This is a genomic window from Microlunatus sagamiharensis (genome assembly GCF_900105785.1).
GTDB classification, from domain to species: Bacteria; Actinomycetota; Actinomycetes; order Propionibacteriales; family Propionibacteriaceae; genus Microlunatus; species Microlunatus sagamiharensis.
Map to the genome: position 1 here is coordinate 3,019,059 of NZ_LT629799.1, position 16,970 is coordinate 3,036,028.

Consider the following 16,970-nt stretch of genomic DNA (forward strand, 5'->3'; position numbering starts at 1 on the left):
CCATGGCGGTGCCCACTGTCGACGCCCCCGCGGGCGTGCCCGACGACGCGGCGTCCGAGGTGACCGTTGCGCCCTCGATCGTCGTGAACGGTCGCGAACGGCGCCTCGGCGAGGTGGGCGGGCACGTGACCCTGCTCGACTGGCTGCGCACCGAGGGGCTGACCGGCTCCAAGGAGGGCTGCGCCGAGGGCGAGTGCGGCGCCTGCGCCGTCATGGTGCTGCGGCCGGACTCCTCGATCGACGGCGCCACCGGCCCGGGCGCGAGCACCTGGGTCTCGATCAACGCCTGTCTCGCCCCGGCCGCCGCGCTCGACGGCCAGGAGGTCCGGACCGCGGAGGGCCTCGGCCGGCCCGACGCCCTGCACCCCGTGCAGCGGGAGATGGCCGACCGGGGCGGCTCGCAGTGCGGCTACTGCACGCCCGGCTTCGTCTGCTCCATGGCCGCCGAGTACTACCGGGCCGGCCGCTCCCCCGTCGTCGACGGGCAGGAACCGGCGCACGAGCACGGCCCGAACGGTTTCGACCTCCACGCGCTCAGCGGCAACCTGTGCCGCTGCACGGGCTACCGCCCGATCCGCGACGCCGCGTACGCGCTCGGCGCCCCGGACGACGACGACGCGCTGCTGGCGCGCACCCGGACCGCGGCTCCCGCACCTCGTCCGACCCGGACCTCCAGCCCGCTGGGCTCGTTCGTCCGGCCGGCGTCGCTGGACGAGGCGCTGGCGCTGCTGGCCGCGGAGCCCGACGCGCGGCTGCTCGCCGGCTCGACGGACTGGGGCGTCGAGCTCAACCTGCGGCACAGCCGGACGCGCCTCACCGTCGCGCTCGACCGGCTGCCGGAGCTGCGGACGCTCGCCGAGACCGACGAGGCCTTCGAGATCGGGGCCTCGCTCACGCTGAGCGAGGTCGAGCGCGGGCTCGACGGACGAGTGCCGCTGCTGGCGGAGCTCTTCCCCCAGTTCGCGTCGCGGCTGATCCGCAACGCGGCCACGTTCGGCGGCAACCTCGGCACCGCGAGCCCGATCGGCGACAGCATGCCCGTGCTGCTCGCGCTCGACGCCCGGCTCGTGCTGGCCTCCGCCGCCGGCGAGCGCACCGTCGGCCTGGCCGACTACTTCACCGGCTACCGCGCTTCGGTCCGCCGACCCGACGAGCTCATCCGGACCGTCGTCGTGCCCAAGCCGCTTGCCCCGCTGGTCGGGTTCCACAAGATCGCCAAGCGACGGTTCGACGACATCTCGAGCGTGTCCGTGGCGTTCGCGCTGACGCTCGACGGCCCTTCGACAGGCTCAGGGAGCGTGGTCGCCCAGGCGCGCATCGGTCTCGGCGGCGTGGCCGCGACGCCGGTCCGGGCGCTGATGGCCGAGCAGGCGCTCGTCGGGCGGCCGTTCACGGCCGAGGGCGTGGCCGAGGCGGCCGAGGCGCTCGGGAGTGAGGGCACGCCCCTCGACGACCACCGGGCGTCAGCCCGCTACCGGAGGGCGATGCTGCGCCAGAGCCTGCTCAAGCTGGTGGAGGAGTCCCGATGAGCACCCTCGCCGAACGTCCCGTCAACCCCAAGGTCGGGCTCGAGGTCTCGCACGAGAGCGCGCCGCTGCACGTCACCGGGGCCGCTCTCTACACCGACGACCTCGCCGTGCGGATGAGCGGCGTCCTCACCGCGTGGCCGGTGCAGGCCCCGCACGCCCACGCGAGGATCACCCGCCTCGACGTCGAACCGGCGTACGCGGTCCCCGGCGTCGTGCGGGTGCTCACCGCCGCCGACGTCCCCGGGGTGAACGACGCCGGCGTCAAGCACGACGAGCCGCTCTTCGGTGACGAGGTCATGTTCTACGGCCACGCGGTCTGCTACGTCCTCGGCGAGTCCGACGAGGCGGCCCGGCGGGGTGCCGAGGCGGTCGTGGTCGCGTACGAGCCGCTGCCCTCCATCCTCACGCTGCACGAGGCGATCGAGGCCGAGAGCTTCCAGGGCCACCAGCGCACCCTGTCGCGCGGCGACGCCGAGGCCGGGCTGGCGGGCGCCGCGCACCGCTTCTCCGGCGAGCTCGAGCTCGGCGGGCAGGAGCACTTCTACCTGGAGACGCACGCCGCGCTCGCGCACGTCGACGAGGGCGGGCAGGTCTTCGTGCAGTCGAGCACGCAGCACCCGAGCGAGACGCAGGAGATCGTCGCGCACGTGCTCGGCCTGGCCAGCCACGCGGTCACGGTCCAGTGCCTGCGGATGGGCGGCGGGTTCGGCGGCAAGGAGATGCAGCCGCACGGCTTCGCGGCGGTCGCCGCGCTCGGCGCGGTCCTCACCGGACGCCCGGTCCGCCTCCGCCTGAACCGCACCCAGGACCTGACGATGTCGGGCAAGCGGCACCCCTTCCACGCGAGCTGGGAGGTCGGCTTCGACGCGGAGAACCGCCTGTGCGGGCTGCGCGCCACGCTGACCAGCGACGGCGGCTGGAGCCTCGACCTCTCCGAGCCGGTGCTCGCGCGGGCGCTGTGCCACGTCGACAACGCCTACTGGGTCCCCGACATCGAGGTCCTCGGGCGCGTCGCGAAGACGAACAAGACGTCGCAGACCGCGTTCCGCGGGTTCGGCGGGCCGCAGGGCATGATCGTCGTCGAGGACATCCTCGGGCGCTGCGCTCCCCTGCTCGGCGTCAGCGCCGAGGAGCTGCGTCGGACGAACCTCTACCTGCCCGGCCAGGCCACCCCGTACGGGCAGCCGGTCCGGCACGCCGAGCGGCTCCGGGACATCTGGCAGATCCTGCTGGAGCGCTCGGACTTCGCTACACGGACGGCCGAGGTCGAGGCGTTCAACGCGGCGCACCTCCACACCAAGCGCGGGCTCGCGATCACGCCGGTGAAGTTCGGGATCTCGTTCAACCTCACCGCCTTCAACCAGGCCGGCGCGCTCGTGCACGTCTACAAGGACGGCTCGGTGCTGATCAACCACGGCGGCACCGAGATGGGCCAGGGCCTGCACACGAAGATGATCCAGGTCGCGGCGACCGCGCTCGGCGTCCCGCTGAGCCACGTCCGCCTCGCCCCGACGCGCACGGACAAGGTCCCGAACACCTCCGCCACCGCGGCCAGCTCCGGCGCCGACCTCAACGGCGGCGCGATCCGCAACGCCTGCGAGCAGATCCGCGAGCGCCTGGCCGACGTGGCCGCGCGCCACCTGAACATCCACCCCAACGACGTGCGGTTCGTCGACGGCGTCGTCACCGGCATCGGCTTCCACGACCGCGAGATCGCCTGGTCCGAGCTGACCCAGGCGGCCTACTTCCAGCGGGTGTCGCTGTGGGCCGCCGGCTTCTACCGGACCGAGGGCCTGCACTGGGACGCCGAGCGCATGCAGGGCGAGCCGTTCAAGTACTTCGCGTACGGGGCGTCGGTCAGCGAGGTCGAGGTCGACGGGTTCACCGGGACCTACCGGACGCGGCGCGTCGACATCGTCCACGACGTCGGCGACAGCCTGTCGCCGCTGATCGACGTCGGGCAGATCGAGGGCGGGTTCGTCCAGGGCGCCGGCTGGCTGACGCTGGAGGAGCTGCGCTGGGACACGACCGACGGCCCGCACCGCGGGCGGCTCTCGACGCAGTCGGCGAGCACGTACAAGCTGCCGAGCTTCTCCGAGATGCCCGAGGACTTCCGCGTGCACCTCTTCGAGCGCGCGACGGAGTCGGGCGTCGTCTACGGCTCCAAGGCCGTCGGCGAGCCGCCGCTGATGCTCGCCTTCTCCGTCCGCGAGGCGCTGCGCCAGGCGGCGGCCGCCTTCGGGCCCGGGGGCATGGAGGTCGACCTGGGGAGCCCGGCGACGCCCGAGGCCGTCTACTGGGCGGTCGAGGCGGCGCGGTCCGGCCGGGCCGAACCTGCCCTGGCGACCTCGGCCGCGAGCGAGGCGTACGCGGCCGGCGAGCACTCCGGCGCCGTCGCGACCGAGCACGCGGTCAGCGAGTCCGCCTCGACCTCTCCGTCCCTGGCGCAGGCATGACCATGGCTTGTCCGGAGGTTCCAGGGGGTCGTCCCCCTGAGGCAGCGGGTGGGGACTGGCTGGGCGCGGTCCAGCAGCTGCGGGCTGACGGTGAGGCCGGCGTCCTCGTCACCGTGACCGCCGTGCGCGGGCACGCCCCGCGCGACGCCGGCGCCAAGATGGTCGTCAGCGCGGTGCGGACCTGGGGCAGCGTCGGCGGCGGCAACCTCGAGCAGACCGCGGTCGACCGGGCGCGGGCGCTCCTCGTCACCGGCGCGACGACCCCCGAGTCGCTCGAGCTGCGCCTGAACGACCACGCCCGCACCGAGCACGGCCGGCAGTGCTGCGGCGGCGAGGTCGCCCTGCTCCTCGAACCCCTCCCCGTACGCCCCACCGTCGCGATCTTCGGCGTCGGGCACGTCGGCTACGAGCTCGCGCGCATCCTGTCGCGGCTCGAGGTCTCGCTGCACCTCGTCGACTCCCGCGCCGCCGAGCTCGACCCGCTGCGTCTCGCCGACGTGACCGAGGGCGTCGCGGACGTGACCGTGCACCGGAGGCTCGTCGGCGAGACCGTCCTCGAACGCCTACCCCGCGGCGCGCACGTGCTCGTGATGACCCACGACCACGCGGAGGACTTCGCGCTCTGCGACGCTGCGCTCCGGCTGCTCGAGGAGAAGGACAGCCTGGGCAGCGTCGGCCTGATCGGCTCGAGCGCGAAGTGGTCGAGGTTCCGTCAGAACCTCCGCGCCGAGGGTCACGACGACGCGACCCTCGACCGCATCACCTCCCCGATCGGCCTGCCCACGATCACCGGCAAGGACCCCGCCGTCATCGCCGTCAGCGTCGCCGCCGCCCTCCTCGAGACCCTGATCGCACGGCCGCTGACCCAGCCACGATCCCTGAGCCTGTCGAAGGGCTCCGAAGGAACGGGAAGCGAAGCACGCAGGCAGACCGGATCACGATCCCTGAGCCTTTCGAAGGGCACGGAAGGCGCCCAGGCCGACCAGGTCGACGCATGACCCTCTACCGCGCTCTCGTCGTCGACGTCGCAGCGAACCCCTTCACGACCGACCCCACCGCTGCGCTCCGCGCCGACGACGACTGCGGCCTGCTGGTCCGCGACGGCCGCGTCGTGGCGCGCGCCCCGTACGCCGACCTCGTCCGCGACCACCCTGACGAGGAGACGGTCGACCTCCGCGAGGGCGTGCTGCTGCCCGGGTTCGTCGACACGCACGTGCACTACCCGCAGGTCCGCGCGATCGGCGGGCTGGGGATGCCGCTGCTCGACTGGCTGCGCGACTGCGCGCTGCCCGAGGAGGCCCGGCTCGCCGACCACGCGTACGCGGCCGTGGTCGCCGAGGAGTTCCTCGACGGGCTGGTCGCGGCCGGGACGACGACCGCCCTCGTCTTCGGGTCGCACTTCGCCGACGCGGTCGACACGCTCTTCACCGCGGCCGAGCACCGGGGCCTGCGCATCACCGCGGGCCAGGTCGTGAGCGACCGCATCCTGCGCGGCGAGCTGCTGACCGCGCCCGAGGTCGCCTTGTCGGAGGGGCGCAAGCTGATCGAGCGCTGGCACGGTGCCGGGTCGGGCCGGCTGCGCTACGCGGTGACGCCGCGCTTCTCGCTCTCGGCGTCCGAGCCGATGCTCGACGTCTGCGCCGAGCTGCTCGGCCTGACCGACGGCGCCTGGCTGACCTCGCACGTCAACGAGAACGGCGTGGAGGTCGAGGAGGTCCGCGCGCTCTTCCCCGACCGTCGCGACTACCTCGACACGTACGCCCACCACGGCCTCGTCGGACCGCGGACCGTCCTCGCGCACAACGTGCACCCGACCGACCACGAGCTCGACGTCCTGGCCGACGCCCGCGCCTGGGTCGCGCACTGCCCCACCAGCAACGCGGCGCTCGGCAGCGGGCTCTTCCCCCTGCGCCGTCACCTCGAGCGCGGCGTCGGTGTGGCGTTGGGCAGCGACGTCGGAGCAGGGACCGGCTTCTCGCTGGTCAAGGAGGGGCTGCAGGCCTACTTCGTGCAGCAGCTGCTCGGTCCCGCGGGCGTCCCGCTGTCGCCGGTGCACCTGCTGCACCTGGCCACGCGGGCCGGCGCCGAGGCGCTCGGCCTGTCCGACCGCGTGGGCGACCTGGCCGCGGGGAAGGACTTCGACGCCGTCTGGCTCCGGCCGGCAGCGGGCAGCACCCTGGCGGTCAACGTGGCCCACGCCAAGGACGCGAGCGACCTCCTGGCCCGGGTCTTCGCCCTGGCCACCCCGGCCGATGTGGCGGGCGTCTGGGCCGCAGATCGCCCGTTGCGTGCGTCGACCAGCCTCGCGTCCGGCTCCTCCGGCGGACCGTACTGATCGTCCGGCCCTCGAGTCATCCGTCCCCGGACGCAGCGCGGCGCTCCCCGATCGTGGCCGCACCGGTCCCTCCTCCGTCCTCCGGCCCTTCGTGCGTGCCCTCCGACAGGACGCCCTGAGCCGGTGGACCGGGCTCAGCTGTTCTGGGCCTCCCAGGTGAAGCCGACGGCGGCGGTGCCGCCCTGGGTGTCGTTCGTGGTCTCGGTGCGGACGCTGTAGGTCAGCTGGTAGGTGCGGGTCTCGGGGTTGGCGACCGTGCCGGCGCCGGTGGTGTTCCAGGCGCCGAGGCCGTTGGAGAAGTTCGTGGCGGCGGAGGAGAAGCCGGCGAGCGTGCCGCTGTAGACCGCGGAGTTCTTGGGGAGCGGGGTGTAGCCGGTGCAGTCGCCGAACGAGCCGCCGGTGCCCTGGGTGATGGTGAGGTTGATGTCGCTGGCGAGGGCCTTGGTGGTGGCCGCGCCGGTGCCGTAGAGCTTGACCGCCGAGGGCAGCGAGCCGGTGGAGGACACCACGATGCAGCGGCTGCCGGTGGAGCCGGGCTTGAGGTTGGAGGCCGTGAAGGCGGCGGTGTTGTTGTCGTCGTCGCTGAGGGCGACGGTGCCGGTGGCCCAGTTGCTCGTCGGGTTGGCGGTGGTGGCGGAGTAGGCCGAGTAGGAGGACTGGGCCACGACGAGGCCGGAGGCGGCGAGGGCGACCGGGACGGCGATGAGGCTGACGATCGTGGCGACCTTGCGCGACGGGCGGCGGGCGGAGGTGGCGGAGGTGGTGTTCATGGCGGGGGTCTCCTGACGAGGTCTTGGTGTCCTTCGAGCCAGCCCCCGCTTGCTCCCCGGCCCCTCCGGGCTGGTGAGAAGAACTCTGCCGCCCGGACCTCTACGCTCCCTCTGCCCGACTGACATCGTTTCCTCAGGAGCGTCGAAGGATTGAGCCATCAACCGTTCTGGCTCAAGAACGGCTCAGGAGGGGCTCGGCGCACCTCAGGGACAGGCCCTCGGGTGCGACGTGAGCTGCGTCGCGACCGTGAGCGCCGGGGTCTCAACGCGGCGGGACCCCGGACGCCTGGTGAGGCCCGAGCGGCAGGTTGACGATCGCCCGGCTGAGCGCCTCGATGGGTTCGCGCGCGGCGAGCGGGTTGTCGACCAGCGCCATCTCGACGTCGGGCAGAGCGGGGAGATCGAAGCGGCCGGAGAGGATGCGCAGGTCGCCGGGCACGCGGCTCTGGGCGAGCACGCAGATGCCGATGCCGGCCCGTGTCGCGGCGAGGACGCCGTTGATCTCGCGGGTGTTGCAGGTGATCCGCCAGGTGCGGCCGGCCTGGTCGAGCGAGTCGATCGCGGCCGAGCGGCTGAGGCTCGGCGCGTGGTACGTGATCACCGGGACCGGTTGGTCGGCCGCCAGCTGCAGCCGCTCGGTCCCCACCCAGACGAGCCGGTCGCGGCGCACGAGGGTCCCGCGGCCGAGGTCGGCCTCCTGGTTGATGAAGATCAGGTCGAGGTGGTTGGCCGACAGGCGGCGGTAGAGGGTGCCGCTCTGGGTGACCGTCAGCTCCAGGTTGATCCGCGGGTAGAGCTCCCGGAACTGGCGCAGGATCGTCGGCAGCTCGCTCAGCGCGAGCTCGTCCGCCGCCCCGAACCGCAGCCGCCCGCTCATGGCCGAGCCCGTGAAGTACGCGACCGCCTCGTCGTTGGCCGCGAGGATCGTCCGCGCGAAGCCGGCCATCGCCTGACCGTTGTCGGTGAGCGACACCGAGCGGGTGTCCCGGCGGACGAGCTGGCGCTTGGCCGCCTCCTCGAGGCGCCGGACGTGCTGGGAGACGGTGGGCTGGCTGAGCCCGAGCTGCTCGGCCGCGCGGGTGAAGCTCAGCCCCGTCGCCACCGCGAGGAAGGTGCGCAGCAGCACCGGGTCGAAGCTGACCTCCTGCGCCACGGCCTGCCCCTTCGTCGTCGCCGGCGAGCGACGAAGAGCCACTCATTGCGAAACACAATAGTAGAAATCGCGTGTATTCCTTCGCTCAATCGGGCTCGATCGTTTTAGTTTGGTCCGGTCGGTTCACCGCTGAGCCGAGCCCCGTGAGCCTCACGCTCCGCTCCGCCACGCTCTTCGAATTTGGGTGAACCCTGTGTCCGCGGCTCCCGCCGAACACGCCCTGACGACCTCCGCACCGTCAGCCGCTCCGCCTCCCGACCTTCCCGTCGACCTTCATGTCGACCCCGCCGCCGATCTCGGCGCCACCCGCGTACGCCGCTGGCCGCGCGCCTTCGCCGCCCTCGAGGTGCGCGACTACCGGCTCTTCCTGACCTCGCAGGTCGTCGCCACGACCGGGCTGTGGATGCAGCGCATCGCCCAGGACTGGCTGGTGCTGGAGCTGACGGGCAGCGTCACGGCGGTCGGCATCGCCGTCGCCCTGCAGTTCCTGCCCGTGCTGCTCCTCGGCCTCTTCGGCGGGGTGGTCACCGACCGCTTCCCCAAGCGGCGCATCCTCGTCGTCACCCAGTCGACTGCGGCGCTCGTCGCGGCCACGCTGGGAACCTTGGCCCTGACCGGCACCGTCCAGGCGTGGCACGTCTTCGTGCTCGCCACCGTCCTCGGGCTGGTCACCGTCGTCGACAACCCGACGCGGCAGGTCTTCGTCTCCGAGCTGGTCGGCCCGGCCCACATCCGCAACGCGGTCAGCCTGAACTCCTCGGTCTTCCAGCTCGGCGCGCTGGTCGGCCCGGCGCTGTCCGGCGTGCTCATCCACGCCGTCGGGCAGGGCTGGTCGTTCCTGCTCAACGCGGCCTCGTGCCTGGTCGTCGTGTCGATGGTGCTGGTGATCCGGCCGAAGGCCGCGCTCGTGCCGGAGCGCTCGCGCGGCGGCTCGGGCGAGCTGCGGGCGGCGCTGCGCTACATCGGGCGTACGTCGGAGGTGGCCTGGTCGATTGCCCTCGCCGCGACCATCGGCCTCTTCGGGCTCAACATGCCGGTGATCCTCGCTGCCTTCGCCGACCACGTCTTCACCGCCGGCGTCAGCGGCTACAGCCTCTTCAACTCGTTGAGCGCCGTCGGTGCCCTGACCGGGGCGATCGTCTCGGCCCGCCGCCAGGCGGCGCCCCGGGTGCGGACGCTGACCGCCACCCTCGTCGCGCTCGGCCTGACGCTGATGATCGCCGCGCTCGCGCCGTCGGCCTGGACCTTCGGCATCGCGCTGGTCGCGATCGGCTTCTGCACGCTGCAGTTCCTCACCGGGGCCAACTCGCTGGTGCAGACGACGGCGACGCCCGCGCTGCGCGGCCGGGTCATCGGCGTCTACCTGCTCGTCCTGCTCGGGGGCCAGGCCATCGGCGGACCGGCGGTCGGCTGGCTCATCGACCACGTCGGCGCGCGTCCGAGCATGCTCGGCTGCGGCGCCCTGGTGGCGCTCGTGTCGACCGGCGTCGGGCTCCTCATCGCCCGCCGCTCGCACCTCACGCTCGAGCTCGAGCTGCACGGCCGCTCGCGCCTGCCGCTGCACATCGTGCCCGCGCACCGCTGAGGGCCTGGGCGAGCTCCGGCCCGCACCTCTACGAACCTCCCCCACCGCCCCACGACCCCGCCGAGCGGTAGGTTGCCGCGTTCGAATCGCCTGATCGGGCGCGGCAACCTACCGCTCGGCGGTCTTGAGGAGAGCGGGACCGGGGCTCAGCAGAAGCCGGCGATCCCCACCCAGGCCGCGTCCTTGGTGGGGGTGCCCTCGCGCTGGAAGGTCGCCTCGATGAGGCCGTACGGGCGGTCGGCGGCGTAGAAGACGACGCCGGGGTTGTCGAGCCCGAAGGGCGAGAGGTCGCTCAGGAAGTGGTGCTTGTTCGGGCACGAGAACTTGATCTCGTCGACCACGTCGTGCGCCTCGATCACGGCGGCGGCCATGTCGTGCAGGGTCTGCTGCAGCGCCTTCGAGTAGCCCTTGGTGAAGGTCTCCATGATCGTCGCCTTGATGCTGTCGTACGTCGCGTCGAAGTCGAGGCCCTCGACCGCGTCGGCGGCGTAGCGCCAGCGGGTGGAGACGTCGGTGGCGAGGATGCGGTCCTCGGTCTCGGGCAGCGTCGTGTAGCGGTCGCGGGGGTAGCCGACGAACCCCGACTGCGTCGTCTTCATGACCGTGAGGCCGTGGAACCCGGAGATCAGCGTCGTCGCGTCCCCGTCGCGCACCACCACGGCGGTCCGTGTCTCCGGCGCGCTGCGGTAGAAGGAGTGGTCGTGGTCGCCGATGCGCGACCAGCCGTACTCCTCCGCCGCCCAGCGCCCGCCGCTCACCCACGCGAACTCGGACGTGAAGTGGTCGGCCAGCGAGACCAGGAACTCCTCCGGCGAGCCGATGGGCTCACGCGCGAAGGCGAAGATCGTGTTCTTCTGCGTGTCCGTCGCGACGACGTGGGCGTTGTCGCCCTCGAGGAACGCCGCGTCGAAGTCGCCGCGCAGCTGCGAGGTGACGTTCAGGTCGACGAGGTCGTGCCGGTCGGTGTCCCGGGTGACGCGGACGACGCGGTTCTCGGCCTTGCCGTACTGGTTCGCAGCCAGCCTGATCGGGGTCATGACGGGTTCCTCCCTGTGGTCGTGCCGTGCGTAGGAGTCTGGACGAGCAGCGGCGCGGCGCTCAGCTGCCGCGGTACGTGGTGTACGCGAACGGGCTGAGCAGCAGCGGCACGTGGTAGTGCGCCTGGCCGGCGACCACGCTGAAGACGACCGGAACGTACGGGTGGAAGCACGCGACGCCCTGCGCGGCGAAGTGCTCGCCGGAGGCGAACCGCACCTCGTACGTCCCCGGCTCGAGCGTGTCCGGCCCGAGGTCGGGCACGCGGCCGTCGTCGTCCGTCACGGCCTCGGCGAGCACGGTGCCGGACGCGTCGGACAGCGTCACGCCGACCCCGGCCGCCGGCCGGCCGGCGCTCGCGTCGAGCACGTGCGCGGTGACGAAGCTCATCGCTCCCCCTCCTCTGGTCGGACGAGCACGCGGATCACGGGTTGCCCGCCTGCTGCTTGCCGCGCGCCGTCGGACCCTCCGGGTCAAGCCTGGCCTCGTCCTCCCGGGAGATCGCAGCGGGGGCCGGCCCCTCGGCGAAGAGCGGCCCCTCGCTCGGCGCGGGATCGCGGCCGAGGATGTTGAAGACGACGTTGAGGACCACGGCGGTCAGCGCGGCCGCGGTGATGCCCGAGTCGAAGATGACGGTGAACCACGACGGGAACTCGTCGTAGAAGGTCGGCACCGCGATCGGGATGAGACCCATCCCGATCGAGAAGGCGACGATGACGATGTTCGCGTTGCCGGAGAAGTCGACGCGCGACAGCGTGCGGATGCCGCTCGCGGCGACCGTCCCGAACAGCGCCAGCCCGGCCCCGCCCAGCACCGGCAGCGGGACGAGCGCGACCAGGGCCCCGAGCACCGGGAAGAGGCCGAGGAAGACCAGGATCGCGCCGCTCACCGCGACGACGAAGCGGCTCTTGATGCCGGTGATGGCCACGAGCCCGACGTTCTGGGCGAAGGCGCTGAGCGAGAAGCCGTTGAAGACGCTGGCGAGCGCGGTCGCGCCCATGTCGGCGCGCAGCCCGTTCGTCACCGTCCGCCGGTCGGCGGGCTTGTCGACGACCTGGCCGATGGCCAGGATGTCGGCCGTCGTCTCGGTCATGATCACCAGCATCACGACGAGCATCGAGATCGTCGCGCCGACCGCGAAGATCGGCGTGCCGAAGTGGAAGGGCGTCGGCAGCTGGAAGATCCCGGCGTCGCCGATGCGGGAGAAGTCCGTCAGGCCGAACGGGACGGCGACGACCGTACCGAGGACGAGTCCCAGCAGGATCGCCACGCGACTGAAGAAGGGCGGCGCCAGGCGGTAGATCAGCACGATGATCACCACGGTCAGGAACGCGACCAGGATGTTCACCGGCGCCCCGAACGTCGGCGTCACCCCCGGCGTGCCGCCGCCGGCCCAGCGGATGGCCACGGGCAGCAGCGAGATGCCGATCACCGTGATGACGACCCCGGTGACGACCTCGGGGAAGAAGTGCAACAGCTGGGTGAACACGGGCGCGAGGAGGAAGGCGATCACCCCGGCGAGCAGCAGCGCACCGAAGATCGCCCGCAGCCCGTCGGTGCCGCCGCCCTGGGCCAGCCCGACCGCGAGCATCGTGGACACCGCGGCGAACGACGTGCCCTGGACGATCGGCTGCCGAGCGCCGATCTTCCACAGCCCGAGGGTCTGCAGGAGTGTCGCGACGCCCGACATGAAGAGCCCCGCCGACACCAGGAAGGTGATGTCGGTCGGCGACAGCTTCAGCGCGGTGCCGACGATCAACGGCACGGCGACGACGCCGGCGTACATGCTCAGCACGTGCTGCAGCCCGTAGAGGAGCATCTGCGGCGCCGGCAGCACCGCGTCGACCGGGTGCCGTTCAGGAGCGGTCTGGGTCATGCTCGCCATCGTGCTGACCTCTCGTGACAGGCGGGTGTCGGTGCTGTCGCGGTCCGTGGGCGCCACCTCTCGGGCGCCCGGCCTCAGAGGAACGTGCGCGAGAGCCGCGCGTGGCGGTTCACGTCCTTGTAGAGCAGGTAGCGGAACCGTCCCGGTCCGCCGGCGTAGCAGGCCTGCGGGCAGAAGGCGCGCAGCCACATGAAGTCGCCGGCCTCGACCTCGACCCAGTCGGTGTTGAGCCGGTAGACCGCCTTGCCCTCGAGGACGTAGAGGCCGTGCTCCATGACGTGGGTCTCGGCGAAGGGGATCACGGCGCCCGGCTCGAAGGTGACGACGTTGACGTGCATGTCGTGGCGCAGGTCGCCCGGGTCGACGAACCGCGTCGTCGCCCAACGCCCGTCGGTGCCCGGCATCGGCGTCGGGGCCACCTCGCGGTCGCTGCTGACGAACGCCTCGGGCGCGTCCAGCCCCTCGACGCGCTCGTAGGCCTTGCGGATCCAGTGGAACCCGAGGGTCTCCGGCCCGTCGTTGTGCAGCGTCCAGCGCTGGCCGGGCGGCAGGTAGACGAAGGTGCCCGCCTCGAGACGGTGCTCGGCCCGGTCCTCCTCGGGGCCCAGCGTCAGGCGGCCCTCCCCGCCGACGACGAACAGCACGCCCTCGGCCGCGGCATCCGGCTCCGGGTGGTCGCTGCCGCCGCCGGGAGCGACGTCCATGACGTACTGCGAGAACGTCTCGGCGAACCCCGACAGCGGCCGCGCGAGCACCCAGGCCCGGGTTCCCTCCCAGAAGGGGAGGTAGCTGGCCGTGATGTCACGGATCACGCCGCTGGGGATCACCGCGTACGCCTCGGTGAACATGGCGCGGTCGGTGAGCAGCGCAGTCTGCGGGGGCAGCCCGCCCGGGGGCACGTGGTAGCTGGTGCTGGGCAGCGGACCGCCCGCTGGCCGCAGCGCGGCGGGGTCGGCGCTGACGGTGTCGTGCGTCGTTCCGTCGCTGGTCACGCGTGCTCCTCCTCGGCGCGGGCGGGCGCCCGCAGGCTCTCGGTGTCGGACTTGGGCTGCGCCAGTCGAGCGAGCGTGGCGTGGTCGAGGCCCGTCGCCTCGCGCAGGGTCTCCTCGCCGACCGCGCCGCAGGAGACCCCGCGGTCGACGAAGCGCGCCAGCGCGCGGGCGGTCGCCGGCTCGTCGAGGACGCCGCCCTCGTCGCGCCGCAGGTACGCCCGCAGCCGGCCCGCGGCACGGTCGAACCCGCCGGCGAAGAAGGCGAAGGTCGCGAGGTAGCGCGTCGGCAGCTGGCCGGGGTGCAGGTCCCAGCCCTGGTAGTAGGCGCGCTCCAGGCTGCGGCGCACCAGGTCGTGGTGCAGCCGCCAGGCGTGGCGGACGGCGTCCGCGTCGCCGACGGGCAGGACGTTCGTCGAGCCGTCGGAGAGCTGCACACCGGTCTCGGCCGCCGCGGCCTGCATGACCAGCTTGGCGAAGTCCGCGCCCGGGTGGGCCATCGACTGCTGCTCGGCGGCGACCTCGAGCGAGGCGCTGTAGTCGTACGTGCCGTAGTGCAGGCCGGTGACGCGCCCCGCGCCGACGTGCAGCGCGGCGGCGACCTCGTGGCGGCCGTCGGCGCCGAGGACCAGCGGCGGCGTCTCGACCTGGACCTCGAAGCCGAGCCGACCCTCGGGCAGCCCCGCGGCCTGCTCGATCGCCGCGCACGCGCCGACCATGACCTCGACCTGGCTCGCGGTGCTGACCTTGGGCAGCGTGAGCCGCAGGCCCTCGGGCAGCCCGCCGTGCTCGAGCAGCGTGGACAGGAAGAGGTCGAGCGTCCGCAGGCCGCGGCGCCGGGTGGGCGCCTCGAAGCACTTGAAGCGGATGCCGACGAAGGCGGGCGCACGGCCCTCCGCCATCGCCGAGGCCAGCGCGGACGCGGCCCGGACGACGTCGGCGTCCTCCTGCGCGTCGCCGGGGCGGCCGTAGCCGTCCTCGAAGTCGATCCGCAGGTCCTCGACGGGTTCGCGGCCGAGCTTGGCCACGACCCGCGGCGCGACGGACCCGGCCACCCCGTCGGGCAGCCCGACCAGCGCGCACAGCGCATCGATTCCCCCGTGCGCCTCGAGCAGCGCGGTCGCCTCGGTGCCCCAGCGCTCCGTCAGGTCGGGCGTGTAGCGCTGCCCCGGGACGTACACGGTGTGCACGGGCTGCCGCAGCCCGCGCCCGCCCGGGTAGGCCCGGGCCAGGTGGGCGTCGGTCTCGGCCAGCCGCGCGTCGGCCTCGTCGAGGAAGCCGGCGCCGAGCAGGGTCACGCGATCCGCTCGTACGCCGGCAGCGTCAGGAAGTCGACGAACTCCTCCGAGAGGCACAGGTCGGCGACGAGCGCGTGCGCCGGGCGGTAGTGGGCCTCGAAGGCCTCCTCCCCCACCTGGCCGCGCAGCCGCTCCGACTCCTCGTCGAGGACGCGGGACACGAGCTCGCGGGTCACGGGCTCCCCGGTGTCGGCCAGCACGGTCGCGTTGCGGATCAGCTGCCAGACCTGCGCACGGCTGATCTCCGCGGTCGCCGCGTCCTCCATGAGGTTGTGGATGGCCACCGCGCCGTTGCCCGACAGCCACACGGCGGTGTAGGCCAGGGCGACGTAGAGGTTGTTCCGCAGGCCGGTGAGGGTGTTCGATCCCGAGGCCGACCGCACGTCGAGCAGCTGCTCCGCGCTCACCTCGACGTCGTCACGTCGCCGGTCGACCTGGTTGGGCCTGTCGCCGAGCCGGGCGTCGAAGACCTCCTGGCAGACGGGCACGAGGTCGGGGTGGGCGACCCAGGAGCCGTCGAAGCCGTCGCCGGCCTCGCGCTCCTTGTCGGCCCGCACCTTGGCGAAGGCGGCCGCGTTGACCTCGGGGTCCTTGCGGCTCGGGATCACCGCGGCCATGCCGCCCATCGCGAAGGCGCCGCGGGCGTGGCAGGTCTTCACGAGCAGCTCGGTGTAGGCGCGCATGAAGGGCGCGGTCATGGTGATGTCGGCGCGGTCGACGAGCACGAAGTCCGGCCCGGCGTCACGGAAGAACTTGATGATGCTGAACAGGTAGTCCCAGCGACCGGCGTTGAGCCCGGACGCGTGGTCGCGGAGCTCGTAGAGCAGCTCCTCCATCTCGAAGGCCGCGGGGATCGTCTCGACCAGCATCGTCGCGCGGATGGTCCCGTACGCGACCCCGAGCTCGGCCTGGGCGAAGGTGAAGACGTCGTTCCACAGCCGCGCCTCGAGGTGCGACTCCATCTTGGGCAGGTAGTAGTACGGCCCGTGGCCGTTGTCGAGCAGCAGCCGGGCCAGGTGGAAGAAGTGCAGGCCGAAGTCGACCAGCGCGCCGACGCCGCGGCGGCCGTCGCGCAGCAGGTGGGCCTCGTCGAGGTGCCAGCCGCGGGGACGCATGACGACGACGGCGAGCGGGGCGTCGGTGCGCAGCGCGTACTCCCGGCCGTTCTCGGCGGTGAAGGAGAGCGTGCCGCGGGCGGCGTCGCGCAGGTTCAGGACCGAGCCGACGACGTTGGCCCAGGTCGGGCTGCTGGCGTCCTCCATGTCGGCGAGCCAGACCTTGGCGCCGGAGTTGAGCGCGTTGATCGCCATCTTGGCCGGGGTCGCCGGGCCGGTCATCTCCACGCGGCGGTCCTGCAGCGCCGGCGGGGCGGGCGCGACCTGCCAGTCCGACTCCCGCACCTCGCGCGTCGCGGGCAGGAAGTCGAGCCGCCCGGTGCGGGCCGCCTCCTCGCGCCGGGCACCGCGCGCGGCCAGCAGCTCGTCACGCCGGTCGGCGAAGCGCTCGTGCAACGCCTCGACGAAGGCCAGCGCCTCCGGCGTGAGGATCTCCTCGGCCCGCTCGATCGGGTGCGGGTCGGTCAGCTCGAGCGTCATGCGGGGCGCCTCTCGGTGGTGGAGCGGACGGGCGTCGGTCGGGCTGGGGTCGCGGTGACGAGGTCATCGTGGCAGGTCCGTCAGACAGGACGTGGCACCGGCCCTCGAGGTGTGCCCCAAGGGCTACGCTTCCGCAGAGTGGACTCTAGATTCTGCCACTTGGAAGAGCAAGGTCTGGCCCGGCCTCCTCACGCTCCAGACCTCGTCGCCCTGCCGCCTCGCACGACGCACCGGCACCGAGCCGCCGCAGCGGCTGCCCCACTCCCCTGACCAGTGGTCACCAGTGGCGCCGACACGCCGGGCCCACCGCCCCTAAATGACCACTGGTCACCACACCGCC

At 72.7% G+C, this 16,970-nt stretch carries 13 protein-coding genes; 5 read left to right on the forward strand and 8 right to left on the reverse strand.

Annotated elements, in window-relative coordinates:
- Nucleotides 1-2: 2 nt before the first annotated feature.
- From BLU42_RS13870 to BLU42_RS13885, 4 genes are read left to right on the forward strand one after another with little or no spacing between them, the layout of a single operon-like run.
- The gene (locus tag BLU42_RS13870; protein ID WP_091075359.1) at nucleotides 3-1,529 is read left to right on the forward strand and encodes a xanthine dehydrogenase small subunit; all 1,527 of its coding nucleotides are present in this window, start codon (nucleotides 3-5) and stop codon (nucleotides 1,527-1,529) included.
- Nucleotides 1,526-3,985 (forward strand): xanthine dehydrogenase molybdopterin binding subunit, encoded by a 2,460-nt coding sequence (xdhB, locus tag BLU42_RS13875; RefSeq protein WP_091075361.1) that lies wholly within the window; start codon nucleotides 1,526-1,528, stop codon nucleotides 3,983-3,985. The genes BLU42_RS13870 and xdhB overlap by 4 nt, the downstream gene beginning before the upstream one ends.
- A gap of 2 nt (nucleotides 3,986-3,987) precedes the next feature.
- Nucleotides 3,988-4,983 (forward strand): xanthine dehydrogenase accessory protein XdhC, encoded by a 996-nt coding sequence (gene xdhC, locus BLU42_RS13880; RefSeq protein WP_091075364.1) that lies wholly within the window; start codon nucleotides 3,988-3,990, stop codon nucleotides 4,981-4,983.
- Entirely contained in the window at nucleotides 4,980-6,320 is a 1,341-nt protein-coding gene (locus tag BLU42_RS13885; RefSeq protein ID WP_091075368.1) for a guanine deaminase, read from the forward strand. The genes xdhC and BLU42_RS13885 overlap by 4 nt, the downstream gene beginning before the upstream one ends.
- 134 nt (nucleotides 6,321-6,454) lie before the next feature.
- On the opposite strand, the gene BLU42_RS13890 is transcribed toward BLU42_RS13885, so the two are convergent.
- Both BLU42_RS13890 and BLU42_RS13895 read right to left on the reverse strand, forming a co-directional pair.
- Nucleotides 6,455-7,090, reverse strand: a complete 636-nt coding sequence (locus BLU42_RS13890; RefSeq protein WP_091075371.1) for a hypothetical protein — start codon at nucleotides 7,088-7,090, stop codon at nucleotides 6,455-6,457.
- A 262-nt stretch (nucleotides 7,091-7,352) separates the two neighbouring features.
- The gene (locus tag BLU42_RS13895) at nucleotides 7,353-8,243 is read right to left on the reverse strand and encodes a LysR substrate-binding domain-containing protein (protein ID WP_091075376.1); all 891 of its coding nucleotides are present in this window, start codon (nucleotides 8,241-8,243) and stop codon (nucleotides 7,353-7,355) included.
- 193 nt (nucleotides 8,244-8,436) lie between these two features.
- Here BLU42_RS13895 and BLU42_RS13900 point away from each other — a divergent pair, with 193 nt between their 5' ends.
- Entirely contained in the window at nucleotides 8,437-9,828 is a 1,392-nt protein-coding gene (locus BLU42_RS13900) for an MFS transporter (RefSeq protein WP_231918161.1), read from the forward strand.
- Nucleotides 9,829-9,974: 146 nt separating this feature from the next.
- Here BLU42_RS13900 and pucL read toward each other — a convergent pair whose 3' ends face one another.
- The 6 genes from pucL to aceB all read right to left on the reverse strand — a co-directional run bounded on the left by pucL (nucleotide 9,975) and on the right by aceB (nucleotide 16,630).
- Complete coding sequence (pucL, locus tag BLU42_RS13905; protein WP_091075379.1) at nucleotides 9,975-10,865, reverse strand: factor-independent urate hydroxylase; 891 nt, start codon at nucleotides 10,863-10,865, stop codon at nucleotides 9,975-9,977.
- A gap of 61 nt (nucleotides 10,866-10,926) precedes the next feature.
- Complete coding sequence (gene uraH / locus BLU42_RS13910) at nucleotides 10,927-11,253, reverse strand: hydroxyisourate hydrolase (protein ID WP_091075382.1); 327 nt, start codon at nucleotides 11,251-11,253, stop codon at nucleotides 10,927-10,929.
- A 34-nt stretch (nucleotides 11,254-11,287) separates the two neighbouring features.
- A complete protein-coding gene (locus BLU42_RS13915; RefSeq protein ID WP_091080519.1) occupies nucleotides 11,288-12,739 on the reverse strand; it encodes a nucleobase:cation symporter-2 family protein in 1,452 nt (483 codons plus the stop codon).
- A gap of 83 nt (nucleotides 12,740-12,822) precedes the next feature.
- The gene (locus BLU42_RS13920) at nucleotides 12,823-13,740 is read right to left on the reverse strand and encodes a bifunctional allantoicase/(S)-ureidoglycine aminohydrolase (protein ID WP_231918162.1); all 918 of its coding nucleotides are present in this window, start codon (nucleotides 13,738-13,740) and stop codon (nucleotides 12,823-12,825) included.
- Nucleotides 13,737-15,035, reverse strand: coding sequence for a DUF6986 family protein (locus BLU42_RS13925; RefSeq protein WP_091075385.1), 1,299 nt, complete (start codon nucleotides 15,033-15,035; stop codon nucleotides 13,737-13,739). The genes BLU42_RS13920 and BLU42_RS13925 overlap by 4 nt, the downstream gene beginning before the upstream one ends.
- Nucleotides 15,032-16,630: a malate synthase A gene (aceB, locus tag BLU42_RS13930; RefSeq protein ID WP_091075388.1), complete on the reverse strand. Its 1,599-nt coding sequence runs from the start codon at nucleotides 16,628-16,630 to the stop codon at nucleotides 15,032-15,034. Before aceB ends, BLU42_RS13925 begins: the two co-directional genes overlap by 4 nt.
- Nucleotides 16,631-16,970 lie beyond the last annotated feature (340 nt).

Bases quoted from the DNA above. Each gene is read 5' to 3' on its own strand.
- BLU42_RS13870 (WP_091075359.1), top strand. From the start codon at position 3: ATGGCGGTGCCCACTGTCGACGCCCCCGCGGGCGTGCCCGACGACGCG.
- xdhB (WP_091075361.1), top strand. From the start codon at position 1,526: ATGAGCACCCTCGCCGAACGTCCCGTCAACCCCAAGGTCGGGCTCGAG.
- xdhC (WP_091075364.1), top strand. From the start codon at position 3,988: ATGGCTTGTCCGGAGGTTCCAGGGGGTCGTCCCCCTGAGGCAGCGGGT.
- BLU42_RS13885 (WP_091075368.1), top strand. From the start codon at position 4,980: ATGACCCTCTACCGCGCTCTCGTCGTCGACGTCGCAGCGAACCCCTTC.
- BLU42_RS13890 (WP_091075371.1), bottom strand. From the start codon at position 7,090: ATGAACACCACCTCCGCCACCTCCGCCCGCCGCCCGTCGCGCAAGGTC.
- pucL (WP_091075379.1), bottom strand. From the start codon at position 10,865: ATGACCCCGATCAGGCTGGCTGCGAACCAGTACGGCAAGGCCGAGAAC.
- uraH (WP_091075382.1), bottom strand. From the start codon at position 11,253: ATGAGCTTCGTCACCGCGCACGTGCTCGACGCGAGCGCCGGCCGGCCG.
- BLU42_RS13915 (WP_091080519.1), bottom strand. From the start codon at position 12,739: ATGACCCAGACCGCTCCTGAACGGCACCCGGTCGACGCGGTGCTGCCG.
- aceB (WP_091075388.1), bottom strand. From the start codon at position 16,630: ATGACGCTCGAGCTGACCGACCCGCACCCGATCGAGCGGGCCGAGGAG.